Raw genomic sequence first — 15,437 nt, forward strand, 5'->3', positions numbered from 1 at the left:
CCGGGTCCCTCATACAGGCGCGCCCCACGTTGGATGAGCCGGCCCCGCACCGTGTCTCCAGCCCGCCTTCGAGACCACCCGCGTGGTAATGAGGAACCGCGGCGGTTGTGTGCCGACTCGCGACGGACGCGGGCAGGGACGAGTGAACATCTCGCCCCTGCCCGCGGACACATGACTGAGTGCGCAGGGCACCGGACCCGTACGCCACCAGCGCCCGAAGTTCTTTCTGATGGGCGGGGTGCGTCCTCGCCCCATTCCTGTGGGCGAGGCGCGGTGGGGGTGAACTGGTGCAGCCGCCGGGCGGGCAGCGCCGTGAGTTGTCGCAGCCCCCAGCAGGGCAGCCACCCGGGTTGTAGCTGTCGCCACCACCGGGCGGTGACCTTCGGCAGGACGGGGGTGTGCTGGGCGTCGCCCGCGGGGCAGCTGCTGTGCGGGGGCATGGCGGCCTGGACGAGCAGATCCTCGTAGCCGCGCTTTGAGCCTCCACAATCCACGCGAGCACCGGAAAGATGACGCACCGGGTCCGGCAGGTTCACGTGCCGGATGCGGCAGTGTCAGCCATTCATGGCCGCCCAGAACTCCTCGAAGGACATCTGGCGGTCGCCGTTGGTGTCGAGCGAGTCGATCAGCTCCTGGGCCTGCGCCTCGGTGATCTCCGAGCCCTCCAACTCCGCCACAACCTTGCGGTATTCGTCCGCGGTGACCTGGCCGTCCCCGTCGATGTCGTAGCGCTCGAAGACCTTGCGCGCCGCCGTCTCCACGATGTCTGCCATGTGCTCCGCCCTTCTGCGATCTTTGCTGACGGGCCCAGGTTATCCGTCCGCTCAAAGCAACGCGTGAGCGCCCAACCTGCTCGGCCGTAGCGGGCCGATCTCGCTGCTCGTTGCCCTCATGAATCGCCCGGACTGCCTCGGCGCCTCGTACGGCGACGCTCACTCAAGGGCCAGGTACTCAGGTGACGGGTAGGCCAGTTCGGGGTGTTCCACGACGTACCGATCGCCGTGAATCGCCAGCATCGCCCAGTGCCACGCCTCATCGTGAAACACGAGCCCACGGTACGGGGCGTCGTCCGGCTCGTACGGGTACGACTCCAGGGCAGCTTCCCGCGCCTGCGCCGGCGTGAGCCCACCATGGTGCTGCATCACCCACTCATAGCCGCGCCGCTCGGACTGCAGACAGTCGAGGTAGTCCACCTCACTCCACTCACTCCACTTCACGGCCTCAACACTAATTGCCCGCCCCGGACCTGCGCCTTTCACGCTCTGTGTCATTATGCGGTCGCGTCCCCGGGGAGTGGGCCGCGGTTTACTGGTTGCCAGGGGGTTGGGGATGGGTGCGGGTACGGAGCCGGACGGTTCGTCCAGATCTGACGAGGAGTGGGAGCGGTTTCTGCGCGAGTCGGTGGCCGGTGCCGCCGACGCGCCCAAGGAGCCGTCGGCGCGGGCCCGCGAGGTGGCAAAGCGGCTGCGCGCGGAGCCCGGCCACGGGCCGGAGGGCTGGCGCAGCTACACACCCGCGCGGCCCAAGCGGCGCACGGGCTGGTACGCGGCCGGGTTGCTGGCCTCGCTGGTGCTGCTGGTGGTGGCGCTCGCGCCGGGGCGGATCGTGAGCCTGTTCGCCGGCGCTGACGCCCCACCGCTGGCGGCTGAGACCGCCCGCCCGACCCAGGCACCCCCGGTGGAGGCGGCCCAACGCCCCACCCGCAACGAGCCGTTCCGCGGCTCGCCGGCGGCTCGCTGGGCGAGCGGAGCGGCCGGGATCACCGTGCCGACGGCCGGATCGGTCGGCTGGATGAGCGCCGCCGAGGTCGAGCAGGCCCTCGCCCGCAGCCGGGACTTCCTCGTCACCTCCGGCCTGGACCGCGGGGTGCTGCGGGGCGAGCGCCCCGAGAAGGCGATTGCACTGATCAACCCGCACCAGAAGGACGTCCAACACCTTCTCCATACCGCTTTCCGAACCCCGAGCGCGAAGAACGACCCCCTCCTTCTCTTCAGCCGCTTCCAGCCCTCCCACACCCACCTGGTCGGCGACGTCATCAAGACTCGCGGCCGGCTCACCTACCAGGAGGGCAAGCGCGGCGCACTCCAGGTGACCGCCGACGTCACCTTCGTCTACCCGGTCACCCGCGCGGACGAGAGCGGCGACGACGAGATCATGCGCACGATCGTCCGGCGCGAACTGGTCCTGAGCTGGGACGACCCTGACAAGGTGATCACCGAGCCGGGCACGTTCTCGATCGTCTCGTACAAGTACGACATGACCAACGGCGGCTGCGGCGCCCCGACGGGCTACCTCACCCCTCCCTTCGGCAAGGACCGCCAGACGGACCAGGCCGGCCCGGAGAGCGACCCGTACGACCGCAGCGCGCCGGTCGCGGGGGGCGAGTCCCCCGGGGACGAGTGCGGGAGAGCGACGCGGTCCTAGCGGGCGTTACCCGGTGATGGCCCCCAACCCCGAGGGTGATGAACCACCAGCCGCCGATCTGCCCCCGGCGCCGGGAGCGGATCGGCGTCGGCGCCGGGCCGGCCGGCCGAGCACCGCGTCCGGCCGGGCGGCGACGTGCACGGACTTGTCCGGGGCCGCCCGAGTTCGTGCCGGTGCATGGCACCGACCATGCACAGTCCACAGCGTCGCGGCAGATCACTCACTTTGGGATGTGATCTCAACGCCCCCCTGTGACTAGTGCTAGGGGCCTCCCCGTGCGATGACATGTCGACACGCTGATACGGCGACTCAGCACTCTTGAAGAGCGGGCGTGCGGTATCGGGCCCGGCGCTCAGCTCGAGCTCAGGGGTAGAGGGTGCTGCCCACGTTCCGCGAGAGCTGGGCGGCCCACGCAACGGCGCGGTTGCGGCCCGAGCCCTCGCCGTCCGAGACGGTGAGCAGCACACCGCCGACCCGAACGTGCACCCTGTACTCGGTGTGTCGGCCCTCGTAGACCAGTGTGTGGACCTCCAGGAACGCCTCGTCGCCGATCCCCTCCAGCGGCTCCACCGCGTATTCCTCGCCGGCCGAGCCGGCTTCCGCATCGGAGGCGAAGGACGGACAGTGCCGCATGATGTTCCGCTCGATGTGCAGGAGGTCGCGGGCCGAGCCGATGGGCAACGACGTGAGCGTCTGTGTGGCCACCGCATGCCCTTCGTTGGCCTCGCGGTCCACGAACATCGAGATGGCTGTCGCAATCGTTCCGCGGTAGGAGGCCGGGCCCAGCCCGGCCGGGTCCTCGTCGGGCAAGAGCGAAAGACAGTCGTCCCACCGGCCCTGCCGCTGCTCACGGGTGCTTTCGAACACCATGATGTGCGACTCGCCGGGCTCCAGGTTCCGGCCAAAGGCAGAGTCCGGCAGCAGCGTCTTGCGCAGTTCCTCGCCGGTGAAGGTCCGTTGGGGCGAGGCAGCGTCGTCGCGACCGGGTGCGGTCGCCGGCCCCGGCGGCGTCGTGAGCCCGGGGCCGGCGGTGGGACTCTGCCGCACAGCGGTAGGGCGCACGGACGGGGACGGGACGCCGTCCGCCCGACTCCGGCTGCCGCCACACCCCGCCAGGCCCGCAGCCACCACCACTACCGTCACTACCGCCGCTAGCGGCCCGATCGCGCGATGTCTGTTCACCGGTTCCCTCCCCAGGCTTGCCGATCACCGGTCGCGTCACCGTAGTCGACGACAAGCCGTCGGGACGCCGCAACAGAACACTCTGACCTGCAGATTCCCAGACACACCCCGCAGAACTGAACGCAGGCACATGGAGGCCCCGCTACCTCCGGCCCGGGAACCGGCGGATTGTCGCGGCTGAACAGCTGCCAGCAAGGGGGCTCACGTCGTACTCCTGACGATCCGCAAGCATGACCTCCACCGCAGCGGACCCGGCGGGCGCCGGCTGGCCTCGCCCTGGCCGGGCCGCGCGAAAACGGCCCGGCGAATGCGGCTGCGGTACGGCCGCCGCGTCTCGTACCAGAGGCGACCGGGTGCTTGCCAATGGGGGAGAGCGGTGCGCTGGAGGGTGTGGCGTTGCCCGCGGGTGCGCGGCCGGTGCGGACACCGTCGGTGCGGGCGGTGGCCGAGGCCGTGGGCAGGCGATGGCGACGGCGACGGCGGGCGCGGTGCGTGCGTTCGGCGACCCGGGCCGGGGCAAGACCACAGCCGTGCCACAGCGGCCGCCGGTCGCTGACAAGGCCATCGACAAGGCCATACCCGGGCACCTCAACGACGACCGGCGGCGCAGGCATCAGGAGTCAGGTACCGCTCGGCTGGATCATTTTCCGGCCCGCGGTGCTCCCCCCGTCCACGGTGACCGACGCACCCGTCATATAGGGGAAGTCATCGGACGCGAGCCCGAGCACTGCGCGCGCGATCTCCTCAGCATCGGCCATCCGTTCGAGTCCGTCGACGTTGAGCGGCCCCCATGCCTGCTTGTACGTTGCCCAATCCGCGTCCGGGATTCCCGGAGGGCGGACGAAGGCGGTGTCGGTGGTGCCGGGCAGCAGCGCATTGAGCCTGATTCCCTTGGGCCCGTACGCGAGCGCTGCGGACTTCACAATGCCCTGCACCGCCCGCTTGCTTGCCGTGTATGCGGCGCCGTTCGGCCGAGCCTGCTCGACCGCTGACGACGAGGTACAGATGATGACGCCGCGCCGCGCCTTGAGCATGTGCGGAATCTGGTACTTGATCGCCAGGAACACTCCCCGGGCATTGGTGGCCTGGACGTCATCCCACTCCTCGACGGTCATCTCATGGGGTAGTTTGCCGCTGCCGATGCCGGCGTTGTTGAAGGCCACGTCGATACCGCCGTAACGGCTCGCGACCCGGTCCACGAAGCTGCGCACCTGAGCGCTCACGCGTACATCAGCCTGGATGTACGTGGCTTCGCCGCCCGCGTCCCGAATCTCCCGTTCCACCTGGCGCCCCAACTCCGCCCGCCTGCCGCAGAATCCGACATGGGCACCCTCCCTGGCGAACGCCTTCGCCGCTGCCCTGCCGATACCCGAGGTGGCCCCCGTGATGAGCACCGACTTTCCCTGGAAGCGGCCGGCCTTTGTATGGGAGAGGGACTGGGCGCCGACCGCATGGGCGCCGGTGCCGAAGGCCGCGCTCGCCAGGCCCAGCGCCGCAGCACCACCGAGGAGGGACCGCCGCCCGGTGGCCCCGGATTTCGCGCTCGCGTGGGTACTCGTGTCCGTGTTCGCATGCGTATCCATGACGATCACACTCGCAGCCAGTTCCGGGCACACGGCTCCATCCTCGGGCCGGACATCGCGGCCGGTAGAAGGAGTTGCCCTCCTCCCATGGCAGGACCCCAGGCGCACGGGCGTCCGCCTATCGTGGGCCGCGTGAACCGACCTTGGATCGAGCTTGCGTTCGACAGGGGATTCGCCGTCATACGGGTCCTGGCGCTCGCCGGCGCCCTGATCGGAGATTTCCTGCTGCTGCGACGACCGTCCGGGGCAGGAGACTGGGGCTTTGCCGCAGCCGGGCTCGTGCTGTGTCTGGCCGCGGGTAAGTGGGCGTTCGGCGCGCTCCTGGCGCAGTCGGTCCTGCTCGTTGCCGCACACGCCCTGGGCGTGAGCACCACTTCTTCATTGAAGGTGCTGGCCGCCGTAACCCTCTTCGAGCTGGCGGTTCGGCACTCCGGGCGCCGCCTGGCCGCTGGGACGACGGCACTGGCGCTTGCCGTCGCCGTGAACCGCCTTGAGGACCTGCCCGGCGCACTCCTCCCGGTCCTCTACAAGATGGGCATCGTTGCAGGCCTGCCACTGCTCCTGGGCGCGTACGTACGCGTGACCCGCGACGCCGCGGTGCACGCCCGTCAACATGCGCAACAGCAGGAACTCCGCGCCGAACAAAAGCTGCTGGCCGCCCGCGCAGCGGAGCGCACCACCATCGCACGCGAGTTGCACGACCTCGTGGCCCACCACGTCTCCTCCATGGTGCTGCGTGTCGGTGTCGCCCGGCATGTCATCGTCGCCACCAGCACCACCGACCCCCGCATCACCGATGTCCTCGACGACCTGCATTCCAGTGCCAGCGCGGCACTGACCGATCTACGGCGCCTGGTGGCTGTACTGCGTGCCCCGGACCGGACCGGTCCCGACACCGGTGCCCTGGTCACGCCCGGGGCACTGCCGGCGGCACTGGAGTCGATGGTGGAACACAGCCGCCAGACCGGCCTGGCCGTAGTCGCTTCCGTGGATCCCCGTGTCGCGCGGCTGGACGCGGTACGCGGCCTCGCGGTCCTCCGCCTGGTCCAGGAGGGCCTGGCCAACGCGGCCAAGCACAGCGGGCCCGGCACACACGCCGAGCTGGCCGTGCGGGTGGCCGATGACGCCGTCCACGTGACGATCCACGATGACGGGGCCGGACGGGCCCGGCCACCAGACCCGGGCCCTTCCGGACACGGCCTGATCGGCATGCGCGAACGGGTGGACCTACTCGGCGGCCGGCTGGACGCGGGCCCCGCAGCTCAGGGCTGGCGGCTCACAGCCGAACTGCCCGCCTTCGTAACCGACATGGAGCCCCAGCTGTGATCCGTATCCTCATCGTCGACGACCAGCAGCTTGTCCGCATGGGACTGCGCATGCTCTTCGAGCAGGCGCAGGACATCGAGATCCAGGGCGAGGCGGACAACGGCGCGGAGGCGGTACGACTGGCCGAACGCCTCACCCCCGACGTCATCCTCATGGACCTGAGAATGCCCGGCATCGACGGCATCACGGCCACCCGCCGCATCCTGGCCACGCGCCCCGCCACCCGGGTCGTCGCCCTCACCACATTCGACGACGACGACCATCTGTTTCCGGCGCTCGCGGCCGGAGCCTGCGGCTTTCTCGTCAAGGACACCCCACCAACCAAACTCCTGGAGGCCGTACGCCGGGCCGCCAACGGAGAGACCCCCTTCAGCCGGGACATCCTTGACCGCCTCGTCGCCCAGGCGCTCCACACCCGTTCCTCCGCCGACACCCCTACGGACCTCCCGGTGCCAGCCATCACCCCACGCGAGCGGGAAGTACTCGGACTGCTCGGCGTGGGCCTGTCCAACAAAGAGATCGCCGACCGGCTGCATCTCGGCGTCACCACGGTGAAGACGCACGTGGCGAACCTGATGGCGAAGACGGGCCGGGACAACCGCATCCGTCTCGCCGTTCTCGCCGTCCTTACCGGCATCACTCCGGACTGACCCGCCTTTCTGAGCTGCCAGCCGCCAGCTGCTGCCCGCATGCGGTTTCACCTGCCAGAGGATGACGTGATCCGGCAGGTCGACGGCTCGGTGGACGGTGACCACGGAACCGTGCCGCTCCACCATGTCGCCCGGCTTGGGTGAGTAACCGCGGACCTCACAGGGGAAGGGAGAGCCGGCCGCCAACGTACGGAACGCCCGTGCGGGCCGGTCCGGTTGAGGATTGGGGAGAACGTGGGCGGCCAGGTCATCTCACCACGCTCCATGCGCCGGTTCAGCCGCCGGTTGATCGTCAGATTGCAGCGTGGTGAGCACACATGCCAATCGCGATGTTTCCAGTGTGTCCGGGCCGACACCGGCTCCCCACACACCCGGCACGGCTCCCTCCGAGCGCGTGGCGGCAACCCTGCCTGGGAGCGAAGCCCGCAGACGGGTGAGCCGATTGCGGTGCCGGATCAGCTCTGCAGCGCGCCAATCGAGGTAGGCAGCACCGAGACACCTGGCGCTGCTGGCTTGTAGGGGCGGCGTCCAGTCGCCTTCCCGTATGGGTGACATTCCCGTGCGACCTCCGTTCGGGCTGGTAGGAGTGGGCGTATCTCAATGACCTGCTCCTCGGAGGGTGATATGCCAGCTGGTGTGTGGACGGACGAGGTGCTGGATGGGATGCGGAGGGCCGGTGATGCGGTGGGCGACGCCGCGATCGCCGAGACCTACGAGCTGGGAAGGCAAGAAGAGGTGCGGCAGGCGCTGCTCGGGTTCGGCAAGAACAGCGACGCGATGCCCGTCGGCCTGCCGTCCCAGCTCCAGCGGTACTTCGAGCAAAGCTCCGTGCTGCCCGAATGGGCGGACCGGGAGCTGATCGAGCGCGGTCGCGCCTTGCTGGGCCGCTACGAGGCGTTGGTCGTCTCGACGCTGCTGTGCGCCTCCCTCCCGCTGTGCTACGGGTGTGGTGACGGGGCGCAGGTGCTCGCACGTTCCCAGCGCCTGACCTCGGGGGTCTACCGGAGGCTGCTGGAAACCTCGCAGTTCGTGGTCGACGTCCTTGACGACGGGGGGTTGGAATCTCGAGGGCGCGGGCTCCGCTCGGCACAGAAGATCCGCCTGCTGCACGCCACCATGCGCTACCACGTCGGCCGCCAGGACGACTGGGACGGGGCCTGGGGCCTGCCGGTCAATCAGGAGGACCTGGCCGGGACACTGATGAGCTTCTCCGTCGTTATCCCGCGCGGGCTCCGGCGACTGGGCGTCGACCTGCCAAGTGAGGACCGTGACGCCTTCTTCCATGTCTGGCGGGTCGTCGGGCACGTCCTGGGCGTCGACGACCGGCTCAACCCCACCGCCTTCGACGACGGCGCGGAACTCTTCGACACCATCCTCCGACGCCAGCAGAAGTCCTCTCAGGCAGGCATCGCCCTGACCAAGGCCGTACTCGACTTCATCCGGGAGGTCCTGCCCGGACCGGCCTTCGCCGGAGCCGGGCCGACTTTGATCCGGCACCTGATCGGTGACCGGGCCGCCGACATCGTCAACGTCCCGCCGGCAGACCTCACCAAGGCGGCGCTCCAGGCCGGCTCCGTTATGAACTTCGGCTACGGGAAGACGGGTGACACGGCTCCCTTCGTGGCGAGGGCGGCGAGCGAGCTGGGCCTGGTCGTCTTCAAGAACGGCCTGCGACTGACCAACAAGGGGCGCCGCTACGAGTGGCAAGTTCCCACCGGACTGACCGAGCCCCAACCGTCCTGACCCGCAGCACACTGACCGGGCTGAACGGTATGGCGCCCGGGACCGGACAGTGCGCAGCGGCGATTCGTTGCACCAGGGCCGGTGGCGGCGATGGAGACTACAAGGCGGCGGCGCGCACCACTGCGATCGTCCCCGTGCGAGCCGCCGAGCACAGCCGGCACACCACGCCTGTCGCAGGGACCACCGAGCCGAACCGGAACTGAGCGGGTCGGTGTCCTCGCCCGGCTCCTGCGGCCGCACCACACTGCGCCGCGGTACGACCGGCCTGTTGCAGCGTGACCTGATGTTGCTGCAAGCGGAGACGGAAGGAGTGGACGGCAAGAAGTTCCCGGCTGATGTCGCGCTGGCGCTGCTGCGGGCCAGCGTCTGGGCACGGTCGCCCCGTCGTCGCCCTCGGCCTCCTGCCCAACCTCGACACCTGCCGGGCCCGGAACCCTCTGCGGCCGGCCAACCGCCGAGTTCCGGACCAGGTCCTCGCCAAAGGAGTACGTCGACCGCGGCCTGGACGTCACTCTCGCCCGCCGAGACCTCGACAAGCCCGTCATCGACGCTGACCGTGCCCATCGACCCCGTACGAGACGGAAGGAAGCCCGTGAGCTACAGCGACAGCGCCGTCGTGAACGGGCGATCAGTAACCTCGCCTCCATGGGGCTGGATATCACTGTGATGATCGTTGACTGGTCATGGCTGGGGGAGGTGCCGTCTCGGGAGCGGCTGGAGCGTTTGAGGGATGCCTGGTATGACGACGAGTCCGGGCTTTGGGGCCACAGGGCGGCGGTGGTGGAAGGCGACTGGGAATGGCCGCGGGGGCCCGGTGGTGGCTTCTTCGCCATCTACGAGTTCCGGCGCACCTGCGGCTCGTTCAAGGCGCACTTCTGGGCCGGGGAGCGGTGGGAGTCCCTCCGGGACCATGCCGATCCGCTGGTGCGGACCCGGTTGGACACATTTCTCACTGGGCTGATCTGGGACGGTCTGGACGGTGAGGCGCAGCACACGGATCCGGGCTTCTTCTGTGACGACCCCAAAGTCTCCTACGGCCTGATGGTCGCTCGTTCGCCGGGCAGCGTTCGGGAACTGGTCGCGACATGGGAGGAGGTACGGCCCCGGCTCTGCGAGTTGCGTGGGGCTTTCATCGAGCATTCCGCCGTTCCCAAGGGTTGGATCCACGACTTCGACGGGTTCAACGACCTGCTGGAGGACTGGGGGCGTGTCCTCACCGAAGCTGCCCGGCGGGGCTGGGGCGTCGTAGGGCTGAGCGAATAGCGCGGCGCTGGTGTCGGTCGGGGCATCACCCGATCCGAGCGCATCCGGCTCAGGATCTGGATCGTCGGGTCGGTCGCTGGCCAACGTCCCAGCTAGCGGTCTTGCAGTTTGCTCCTGCTGACCTGACCTGACCTGACCTGACCTGACCTGACCTGACCTGACCTGACCTGACCTGACGTGCATGACGTGCGCCGGTCAAGCGGGCGGGCGACAGACGGCTGCCGCGCGCAGTCGGCCGGGAGCTCGGTAGTCGTCGACCCGTCGAAAGCCGGTGAAGAGTCCGTTCTCACGGCTGAGACCGGCGAAGTCAGCATCTGATTTTGGGTGGGGTTCGAGGCCGGTCGCTTGCTGATAGAACGTCGCCAGCGCCAGCGGAGCAGGGCAGTCGAGTGTTATCGCGGTCAACTCCATCTGCAGGGGCCTGGCACTCCGGGGCAATCGATGGACCTTCACCATGCACACGCCAGAGGCGGCCACCCGCTAACCCGGCCCGCGATATCCAAGATCGGAGCGACAGAACCCAGCTAGCTAGTGTGCTGAGTCGAATGCGGCCTGCGGGCTGGGGTGCCTCCGGTGGCGCGGGCGGTCGGTGGGGCGTGAAGTGGAGATGCGCGCCTGGCGACCGACGAGGAACGTCCCCCTGTCGCCAGGCGCGACCAGACACCAGGAATCCGGCCAGGTTTTGGGAGGCGCATCGTGCCTGCGGGGTCGAGCAAGAAGCGTGAACGGCAGTACGAACACATCAAGGAAAACGCCAAGGAACACGGCTCCTCCGAGCGACGCGCGAAGGAGATCGCCGCGCGCACCGTGAGCAAGGAACGCGCCCGCTCGGGCGAAGCGAAGCAGGCGAGCAAGACCTCCATCCGGGACCAGAAGTCCGCCTCCCAGCGCGGTGGCGAGCGCTCCCACCGCGGGCCCGGGGGCCCCACCAGGGACCAGCTGTACGAAGAGGCCAAGAAGAAGAACATCGACGGCCGTTCCAATATGAACAAGGACGAGCTGTGCAAGGCCCTCGGCCGCTGACGGGCCCACCTCGCACGGGGGCTGCCGAGGTGCGCCGGAACCCTGCGGGCGTGGGCTGCGTTATCCCGTCGGCGCTTCGCGCGAGGCCACCCCTGCATGCCCCCGGCGGCCGCGGGGGTGGCCTTCAGTCTGTCGTCTGACGCAGCGAGGAGAGCGCGGTATGCGCGACGGGGACGAGCCGGCGGCCACGCCGGATCCCGGACCGTGCGCCCTGTGTGGCGCTGCCGTCCCGCCGGACTCGCAGGTCTTCCGCCTGGCCCGTGACTCCTCGTGTATCCACCCCTTCGATCCGGACCAGGACGGTGAGCGGCTTCTGGTGGCAGCCTCGGTCACCTCGTCGAGTTCCAGGAGCATTACCGCCGTCGGCCGTTCGTCAGGGAAGAGCTCTGGGCGGGGAGGATGGCCCGGGCCCTGCGCACACAGCCGGACCTCGACGAGGACGAGCTGGGCGATAGGACGGGCCTGAGCTTCTTCCAGATCGGGCGCGTCCTGACCTGGGAGAGCGAACATTTCCTGAGGGCGCAGGCAGCGGAGGCCGGCCACGAAGAGCCCGAAGACGACGGGGTGGCTTTGTTCACGAGAACCGACAGCACCTGGGCGCGAGGTTGGGCGGCGCTCAAAGCAGTTGTCAATCGAACTGTTCATGGCTTCGGGCAGCGTGGGCCCCTGCCGATCGGGCAGGGGCCCACAGCACCAGCAGCAGGCGATTGCCAGGACTCTCCCTCGACGGGCAGCATCCTGGTCAGCGCGACTTACCGTCTGCTGGTCGCCCGACGGCCCGGCTTTATTTCAGATGCCGGGTGAAGAACTGGGCCGCGGCGTCCCCTGCGAACTGCGGGACGCCGGTGTGCCCTCCCATATTGGCGTGCAGGGACTTTTCCTTGGAGCCGAAGGCGTCGAACAAGTCCAAGGCCGCCTGCCGGTCGTTGCCTTCGTCGTCCCACTGCAGCAGGACATGCAGCGGAATGGTGACCTGGCGGGCCTCCTCGAACATGGCGCGAGGCACGAAGCTCCCGGCGAACAAGCCGGCCGCCGCGATGCGTGGCTCGACCACGGCAAGGCGAACGCCGATGGAGATCACTCCCCCCGAGTACCCGACAGGGCCACCGATCTCTGGCAGCGACAGGAGGGCGTCCAAGGCGGCCTGCCATTCCGGGACCGACTTTTCGACGAGCGGGAGGATGAGGGCGTCGATGATCTCTTCGCCGACCGGCTCGCCGGTCTCCATGGCCCGGCGCACGTCGGCGCGGGCCTGCTCGACGCCGTCCCAACGGGGCCGGTCACCGCTCCCGGGGAGCTCGAGGGTGGCCGTGGCGAAGCCCTCCGCCGCAGAGTGCCGGGCCCGTCCCGCCAGCCGGGGGTACATCTTGTGCAGTCCTCCGGGGTGGCCGAGCAGGATCAGCGGCACCGGTGCGGACAGGGATGCGGACGCCGGCGTCCACAGAATGCCGGGGATCTCGCCGAGGGTGAATTCGCGCTCGAGGACGCCGTCGTCGAGGCGTTGCTCAGTAGTGAATTGCATGGTCGTGCCTTTCGGGAGTGCGCTGGAACGGCGCTCCCGGACGACCTACCGCCCGACCGTGACCCCGGAGGGGAGCACCCACGTCGATTCTGTGTACACGGGTACCACCTCCTCAATCTCTCGCACGGCTTCCGGAAACGTAGCAGTGGTCGCGATGGTCGGCCAACGGGTTTTTGCGCGAGGCCCGTGGCCGGATGCCAAGGAGTCGGGACACAACGCAGAGCTCCTCGGGACCGCATCACGGCTGTTTCGGGCGAGGCCGTGATGGCGGGGTGCGCTGGGGCGCCGTCGGTATTGCTCCTCGGCGACGGAGTGCCGCACCAGCTCGATCGTGACGCTGTCCAGGATCTCTCTGCGGCGTTCGCTGCCCGAAGGCGCACCTTCGAACCCCGAGAAAAGATCCTCGACCCGTCCTCCCGTTGGTCACGGTGCTCCTCACGCAGGGGCGGAGAACATGCATAAGACGGCCGGGGGCGGGCATTCGCAGTCAAGATCCCTACGTGGCGGAAGGAGACCACATGTTGATGGCCCATCCCGCGATTCTGCAGGGCCTCACGCAGGAGTACCGGGCACTGGAGTTGCTGTCGGCAGGCCAGGTCGGTGACGAGATGCGTCAGCGGATGGATGACCTCGCGTACACACTCTGCGTCTCCACCGGGACATCCGATGTGGATGCTGCGTTGATCGCCGCTGAGCACCACCTGCCGGGCGCCCGGGTAAAGGACGACTCCTCGCTCACCGTCTGAGCCTCATCGCCCGGCAGGTGCGGGACGGGCGGGCGTGCTCAGAAGAAGTGCAGTGGGCGGCGCAGCCATGGCGGGAGGCAGGGAGGACAGAGCTGACGACACGAGCCGTGGAGGAGCGGCTGGATGCCTACGTCACCGCCGTGATGGAGGCGCTGGGCTGAGCCAAGCCGGTCCAGGGCGCAGGCAGGGCCGCGAACCGCCATTGCCCACGCCCTACCTCAATTCGAACAGCGACATCACCCGCCGTGACCACTCCCCGTGATCTGTGGCAGAACCCCATGAAGCCAGGGCCTCCGGAGCAGGAACGGGTGATCCGGTCGGCTCTGGAGAGGTTGCGGGCCAAGCTCGCCAACTCCGCTCCATCGGGCTCACTGGGTTCGAGGAAGGCCCTGCGGCGCTCACAGGGCCTTCCTCGCTGTCCGGGAGGTGGCCGGCGATGACCTCTAGGGCGGGCTGTGCACGGTGCGCGGCCGACGCGCCAGTCCGGCCAGCTCAGCCGCCAGCAGGGCCAACCACACGCCCACCAACATCACATGCAACCTCTGTGGAACGCCGTGCCAGCCGGGCCGCCCGAACAGCGGACCCACCGTGCATACGGATGCTGGCAAAGCCAGTGCGAGCACCCGGGGGCCCCAGCGCTGGATCAGCGGCATCCGGGGCACGACAGAGACCCGGATGAAAAGCACCATCGAGGCGAAGACAAAGAAGTGGGCCAACGCACTGGTGCCGGTGTGCCACGGATGCACCGCCTCGCACTGCAACTCCACCGACGGGGCGCACCTCATGGGCAGGCCGACATCGGCCAAAGAGGACAGGCCAAAGCACATCAGCGCTCCCCAGCATGCCCGGGCCCAGCCCCCCGCTGCCGCCTGACAGGCCAGCAATGCGCCCACGACGACCAGGAGCGCGCAGAGGCTTTCGATGCCGGCGAATACCGGCCGGAAGGGCTGGTCGGCGGCGTAGAGCTCGCTCACGTAGGAGTGGCGCGGATCCAGCCCGGTCGGCAGCAGGAATTGAAGGAGCCAGCCGTTGTAGAGCAACGAGCCCATCGCCAAGAGGATGGCCGGCCACGTCGTCCAAGGGCTCCTGCCGTGGGACCTCGCTACTGCCCCTGTTGGGTTCACGTTCCCTTCAGCGTCAGTCGTCCTGTCTCTTTGCGACCCGATCACGCCGTTCCTCGATCTGTTCGCACGAATCTCCTTCACCGTCAACACAGGTGGCGTGGCCGCCGGTGCCCCCGTGTTAACCCTCAAGAGCCGCGGAAGACACGCAGGTCAGGCATGCGCCACCTACGCAAGGAAGGTGCCTGCTACCACCGCGGCCGGTACAAGGACCTCTACGACAAGACCAGCTTGCCCACCCCGCCCAAGCAGGGTGAAGGCTGCGACGAGTGTCCGTTCGCCGCCACTCTCTGAGGCGCCGCCAGCAAGAAGTGGGACCGCTCCGTCCGGCCGGTGAACAAGCATCGGAACCAGAAAGCCGGCGCGATGCTCCGCGCCTACACCGACCGCATCGGATAAGACTCGTGGCGTGTTCCGTACGTACGAGGCGCGCAGCCTTCTCCAGGCCCGCGAGGTTGAGCAGGCTCTCGCCGTAAGTACCGAATCATTCGATGTCGCCACTCGCATCGGCGCGGACCGCTGCGTCACCCTGGTCCGCGACCTGGCCCCGCGTTCACGCCGTACAAGGCGGTCGACGGCGTGCCGGAGTTCCTGGAGAGACTTCGTCTGCTTGACCGCAAATGACGCCGCGTTCACCGGACTGGCCGTGGTCGATGCGCGCCCTGGCTTGATGCTGCGCTCCCGGTCGCATCACCGGGCAGGTCGAGGCTGCGACCGTCGAGGCTCCCGCATTCGGTTCGGCAAAAGAGGACTCAACGCTCACTAAGGTGCTGGAGGAGAAGGGCCCGGAGGCGAGCGACGACAGAACTACGCCTTACGTACCAGTCTCACCTAAGCCCGTAGCCCGATTCTCC

15 protein-coding genes and 2 pseudogenes are annotated in these 15,437 nt (G+C 68.7%); 10 read left to right on the forward strand and 7 right to left on the reverse strand.

The window, feature by feature from the left end:
- Window positions 1-554 precede the first annotated feature (554 nt).
- The gene (locus ACIRPT_RS24440) at window positions 555-773 is read right to left on the reverse strand and encodes an EF-hand domain-containing protein (RefSeq protein ID WP_391867019.1); all 219 of its coding nucleotides are present in this window, start codon (window positions 771-773) and stop codon (window positions 555-557) included.
- Between the two features lie 159 nt (window positions 774-932).
- Window positions 933-1,142, reverse strand: coding sequence for a hypothetical protein (locus ACIRPT_RS24445; RefSeq protein WP_403513346.1), 210 nt, complete (start codon window positions 1,140-1,142; stop codon window positions 933-935).
- 187 nt (window positions 1,143-1,329) lie between these two features.
- Between ACIRPT_RS24445 and ACIRPT_RS24450 the strand changes: the two genes are divergently transcribed.
- On the forward strand, window positions 1,330-2,424 hold the full coding sequence (locus ACIRPT_RS24450; protein ID WP_403830506.1) for a hypothetical protein: 1,095 nt from the start codon (window positions 1,330-1,332) through the stop codon (window positions 2,422-2,424).
- 363 nt (window positions 2,425-2,787) lie between these two features.
- Here ACIRPT_RS24450 and ACIRPT_RS24455 read toward each other — a convergent pair whose 3' ends face one another.
- Both ACIRPT_RS24455 and ACIRPT_RS24460 read right to left on the reverse strand, forming a co-directional pair.
- Window positions 2,788-3,471, reverse strand: coding sequence for a hypothetical protein (locus ACIRPT_RS24455; protein ID WP_403830508.1), 684 nt, complete (start codon window positions 3,469-3,471; stop codon window positions 2,788-2,790).
- Between the two features lie 755 nt (window positions 3,472-4,226).
- Window positions 4,227-5,222 (reverse strand): SDR family NAD(P)-dependent oxidoreductase, encoded by a 996-nt coding sequence (locus ACIRPT_RS24460; RefSeq protein WP_403830511.1) that lies wholly within the window; start codon window positions 5,220-5,222, stop codon window positions 4,227-4,229.
- Window positions 5,223-5,321: 99 nt separating this feature from the next.
- Between ACIRPT_RS24460 and ACIRPT_RS24465 the strand changes: the two genes are divergently transcribed.
- The 4 genes from ACIRPT_RS24465 (at window position 5,322) to ACIRPT_RS24480 (ending at window position 10,171) form a co-directional block, all read left to right on the forward strand.
- On the forward strand, window positions 5,322-6,515 hold the full coding sequence (locus ACIRPT_RS24465; protein ID WP_403830513.1) for a sensor histidine kinase: 1,194 nt from the start codon (window positions 5,322-5,324) through the stop codon (window positions 6,513-6,515).
- Window positions 6,512-7,165 carry a response regulator gene (locus tag ACIRPT_RS24470; protein ID WP_403830516.1) on the forward strand — a complete coding sequence of 218 codons (654 nt, stop codon included), beginning with the start codon at window positions 6,512-6,514 and terminating at the stop codon, window positions 7,163-7,165. Before ACIRPT_RS24465 ends, ACIRPT_RS24470 begins: the two co-directional genes overlap by 4 nt.
- A gap of 624 nt (window positions 7,166-7,789) precedes the next feature.
- On the forward strand, window positions 7,790-8,908 hold the full coding sequence (locus tag ACIRPT_RS24475; RefSeq protein WP_403830519.1) for an oxygenase MpaB family protein: 1,119 nt from the start codon (window positions 7,790-7,792) through the stop codon (window positions 8,906-8,908).
- 645 nt (window positions 8,909-9,553) lie between these two features.
- Window positions 9,554-10,171 (forward strand): hypothetical protein, encoded by a 618-nt coding sequence (locus ACIRPT_RS24480; RefSeq protein WP_403830521.1) that lies wholly within the window; start codon window positions 9,554-9,556, stop codon window positions 10,169-10,171.
- 237 nt (window positions 10,172-10,408) lie between these two features.
- Here the strand turns inward: ACIRPT_RS24480 and ACIRPT_RS24485 are convergent.
- Window positions 10,409-10,582, reverse strand: a pseudogene (locus ACIRPT_RS24485) (VOC family protein); the annotation flags it as partial.
- 285 nt (window positions 10,583-10,867) lie between these two features.
- On the opposite strand from ACIRPT_RS24485, the gene ACIRPT_RS24490 reads away from it, so the two are divergent.
- Window positions 10,868-11,194: a plasmid stabilization protein gene (locus ACIRPT_RS24490; protein WP_403830523.1), complete on the forward strand. Its 327-nt coding sequence runs from the start codon at window positions 10,868-10,870 to the stop codon at window positions 11,192-11,194.
- Between the two features lie 399 nt (window positions 11,195-11,593).
- Window positions 11,594-11,998, forward strand: a complete 405-nt coding sequence (locus ACIRPT_RS24495) for a hypothetical protein (protein ID WP_403830525.1) — start codon at window positions 11,594-11,596, stop codon at window positions 11,996-11,998.
- Here ACIRPT_RS24495 and ACIRPT_RS24500 read toward each other — a convergent pair.
- Window positions 11,979-12,716 carry a dienelactone hydrolase family protein gene (locus ACIRPT_RS24500; protein WP_403830527.1) on the reverse strand — a complete coding sequence of 246 codons (738 nt, stop codon included), beginning with the start codon at window positions 12,714-12,716 and terminating at the stop codon, window positions 11,979-11,981. The two genes, ACIRPT_RS24495 and ACIRPT_RS24500, sit on opposite strands and share 20 nt — an antisense overlap.
- 518 nt (window positions 12,717-13,234) lie before the next feature.
- Between ACIRPT_RS24500 and ACIRPT_RS24505 the strand changes: the two genes are divergently transcribed.
- Complete coding sequence (locus tag ACIRPT_RS24505; RefSeq protein ID WP_403830529.1) at window positions 13,235-13,462, forward strand: DUF5133 domain-containing protein; 228 nt, start codon at window positions 13,235-13,237, stop codon at window positions 13,460-13,462.
- Between the two features lie 14 nt (window positions 13,463-13,476).
- Window positions 13,477-13,623 (forward strand): annotated as a pseudogene (locus ACIRPT_RS24510) (aminoglycoside phosphotransferase); the annotation flags it as partial.
- A gap of 282 nt (window positions 13,624-13,905) precedes the next feature.
- On the opposite strand, the gene ACIRPT_RS24515 reads toward ACIRPT_RS24510, so the two are convergent.
- Window positions 13,906-14,511 (reverse strand): DUF998 domain-containing protein, encoded by a 606-nt coding sequence (locus tag ACIRPT_RS24515; protein ID WP_403830531.1) that lies wholly within the window; start codon window positions 14,509-14,511, stop codon window positions 13,906-13,908.
- Window positions 14,512-14,742: 231 nt separating this feature from the next.
- Between ACIRPT_RS24515 and ACIRPT_RS24520 the strand changes: the two genes are divergently transcribed.
- Entirely contained in the window at window positions 14,743-14,877 is a 135-nt protein-coding gene (locus ACIRPT_RS24520) for a hypothetical protein (RefSeq protein ID WP_403830534.1), read from the forward strand.
- Window positions 14,878-15,437 lie beyond the last annotated feature (560 nt).

This window comes from Streptomyces sp. NPDC101227, assembly GCF_044767545.1.
GTDB lineage: Bacteria > Actinomycetota > Actinomycetes > Streptomycetales > Streptomycetaceae > Streptomyces.

Excerpts from the sequence above, each read along its gene's own strand:
- ACIRPT_RS24515 (WP_403830531.1), bottom strand. The coding sequence starts at position 14,511 with ATGGGCTCGTTGCTCTACAACGGCTGGCTCCTTCAATTCCTGCTGCCG.
- ACIRPT_RS24520 (WP_403830534.1), top strand. The coding sequence starts at position 14,743 with ATGCGCCACCTACGCAAGGAAGGTGCCTGCTACCACCGCGGCCGGTAC.
- ACIRPT_RS24480 (WP_403830521.1), top strand. The coding sequence starts at position 9,554 with ATGGGGCTGGATATCACTGTGATGATCGTTGACTGGTCATGGCTGGGG.
- ACIRPT_RS24505 (WP_403830529.1), top strand. The coding sequence starts at position 13,235 with ATGTTGATGGCCCATCCCGCGATTCTGCAGGGCCTCACGCAGGAGTAC.
- ACIRPT_RS24445 (WP_403513346.1), bottom strand. The coding sequence starts at position 1,142 with ATGCAGCACCATGGTGGGCTCACGCCGGCGCAGGCGCGGGAAGCTGCC.
- ACIRPT_RS24450 (WP_403830506.1), top strand. The coding sequence starts at position 1,330 with ATGGGTGCGGGTACGGAGCCGGACGGTTCGTCCAGATCTGACGAGGAG.
- ACIRPT_RS24440 (WP_391867019.1), bottom strand. The coding sequence starts at position 773 with ATGGCAGACATCGTGGAGACGGCGGCGCGCAAGGTCTTCGAGCGCTAC.
- ACIRPT_RS24495 (WP_403830525.1), top strand. The coding sequence starts at position 11,594 with ATGGCCCGGGCCCTGCGCACACAGCCGGACCTCGACGAGGACGAGCTG.
- ACIRPT_RS24475 (WP_403830519.1), top strand. The coding sequence starts at position 7,790 with ATGCCAGCTGGTGTGTGGACGGACGAGGTGCTGGATGGGATGCGGAGG.
- ACIRPT_RS24500 (WP_403830527.1), bottom strand. The coding sequence starts at position 12,716 with ATGCAATTCACTACTGAGCAACGCCTCGACGACGGCGTCCTCGAGCGC.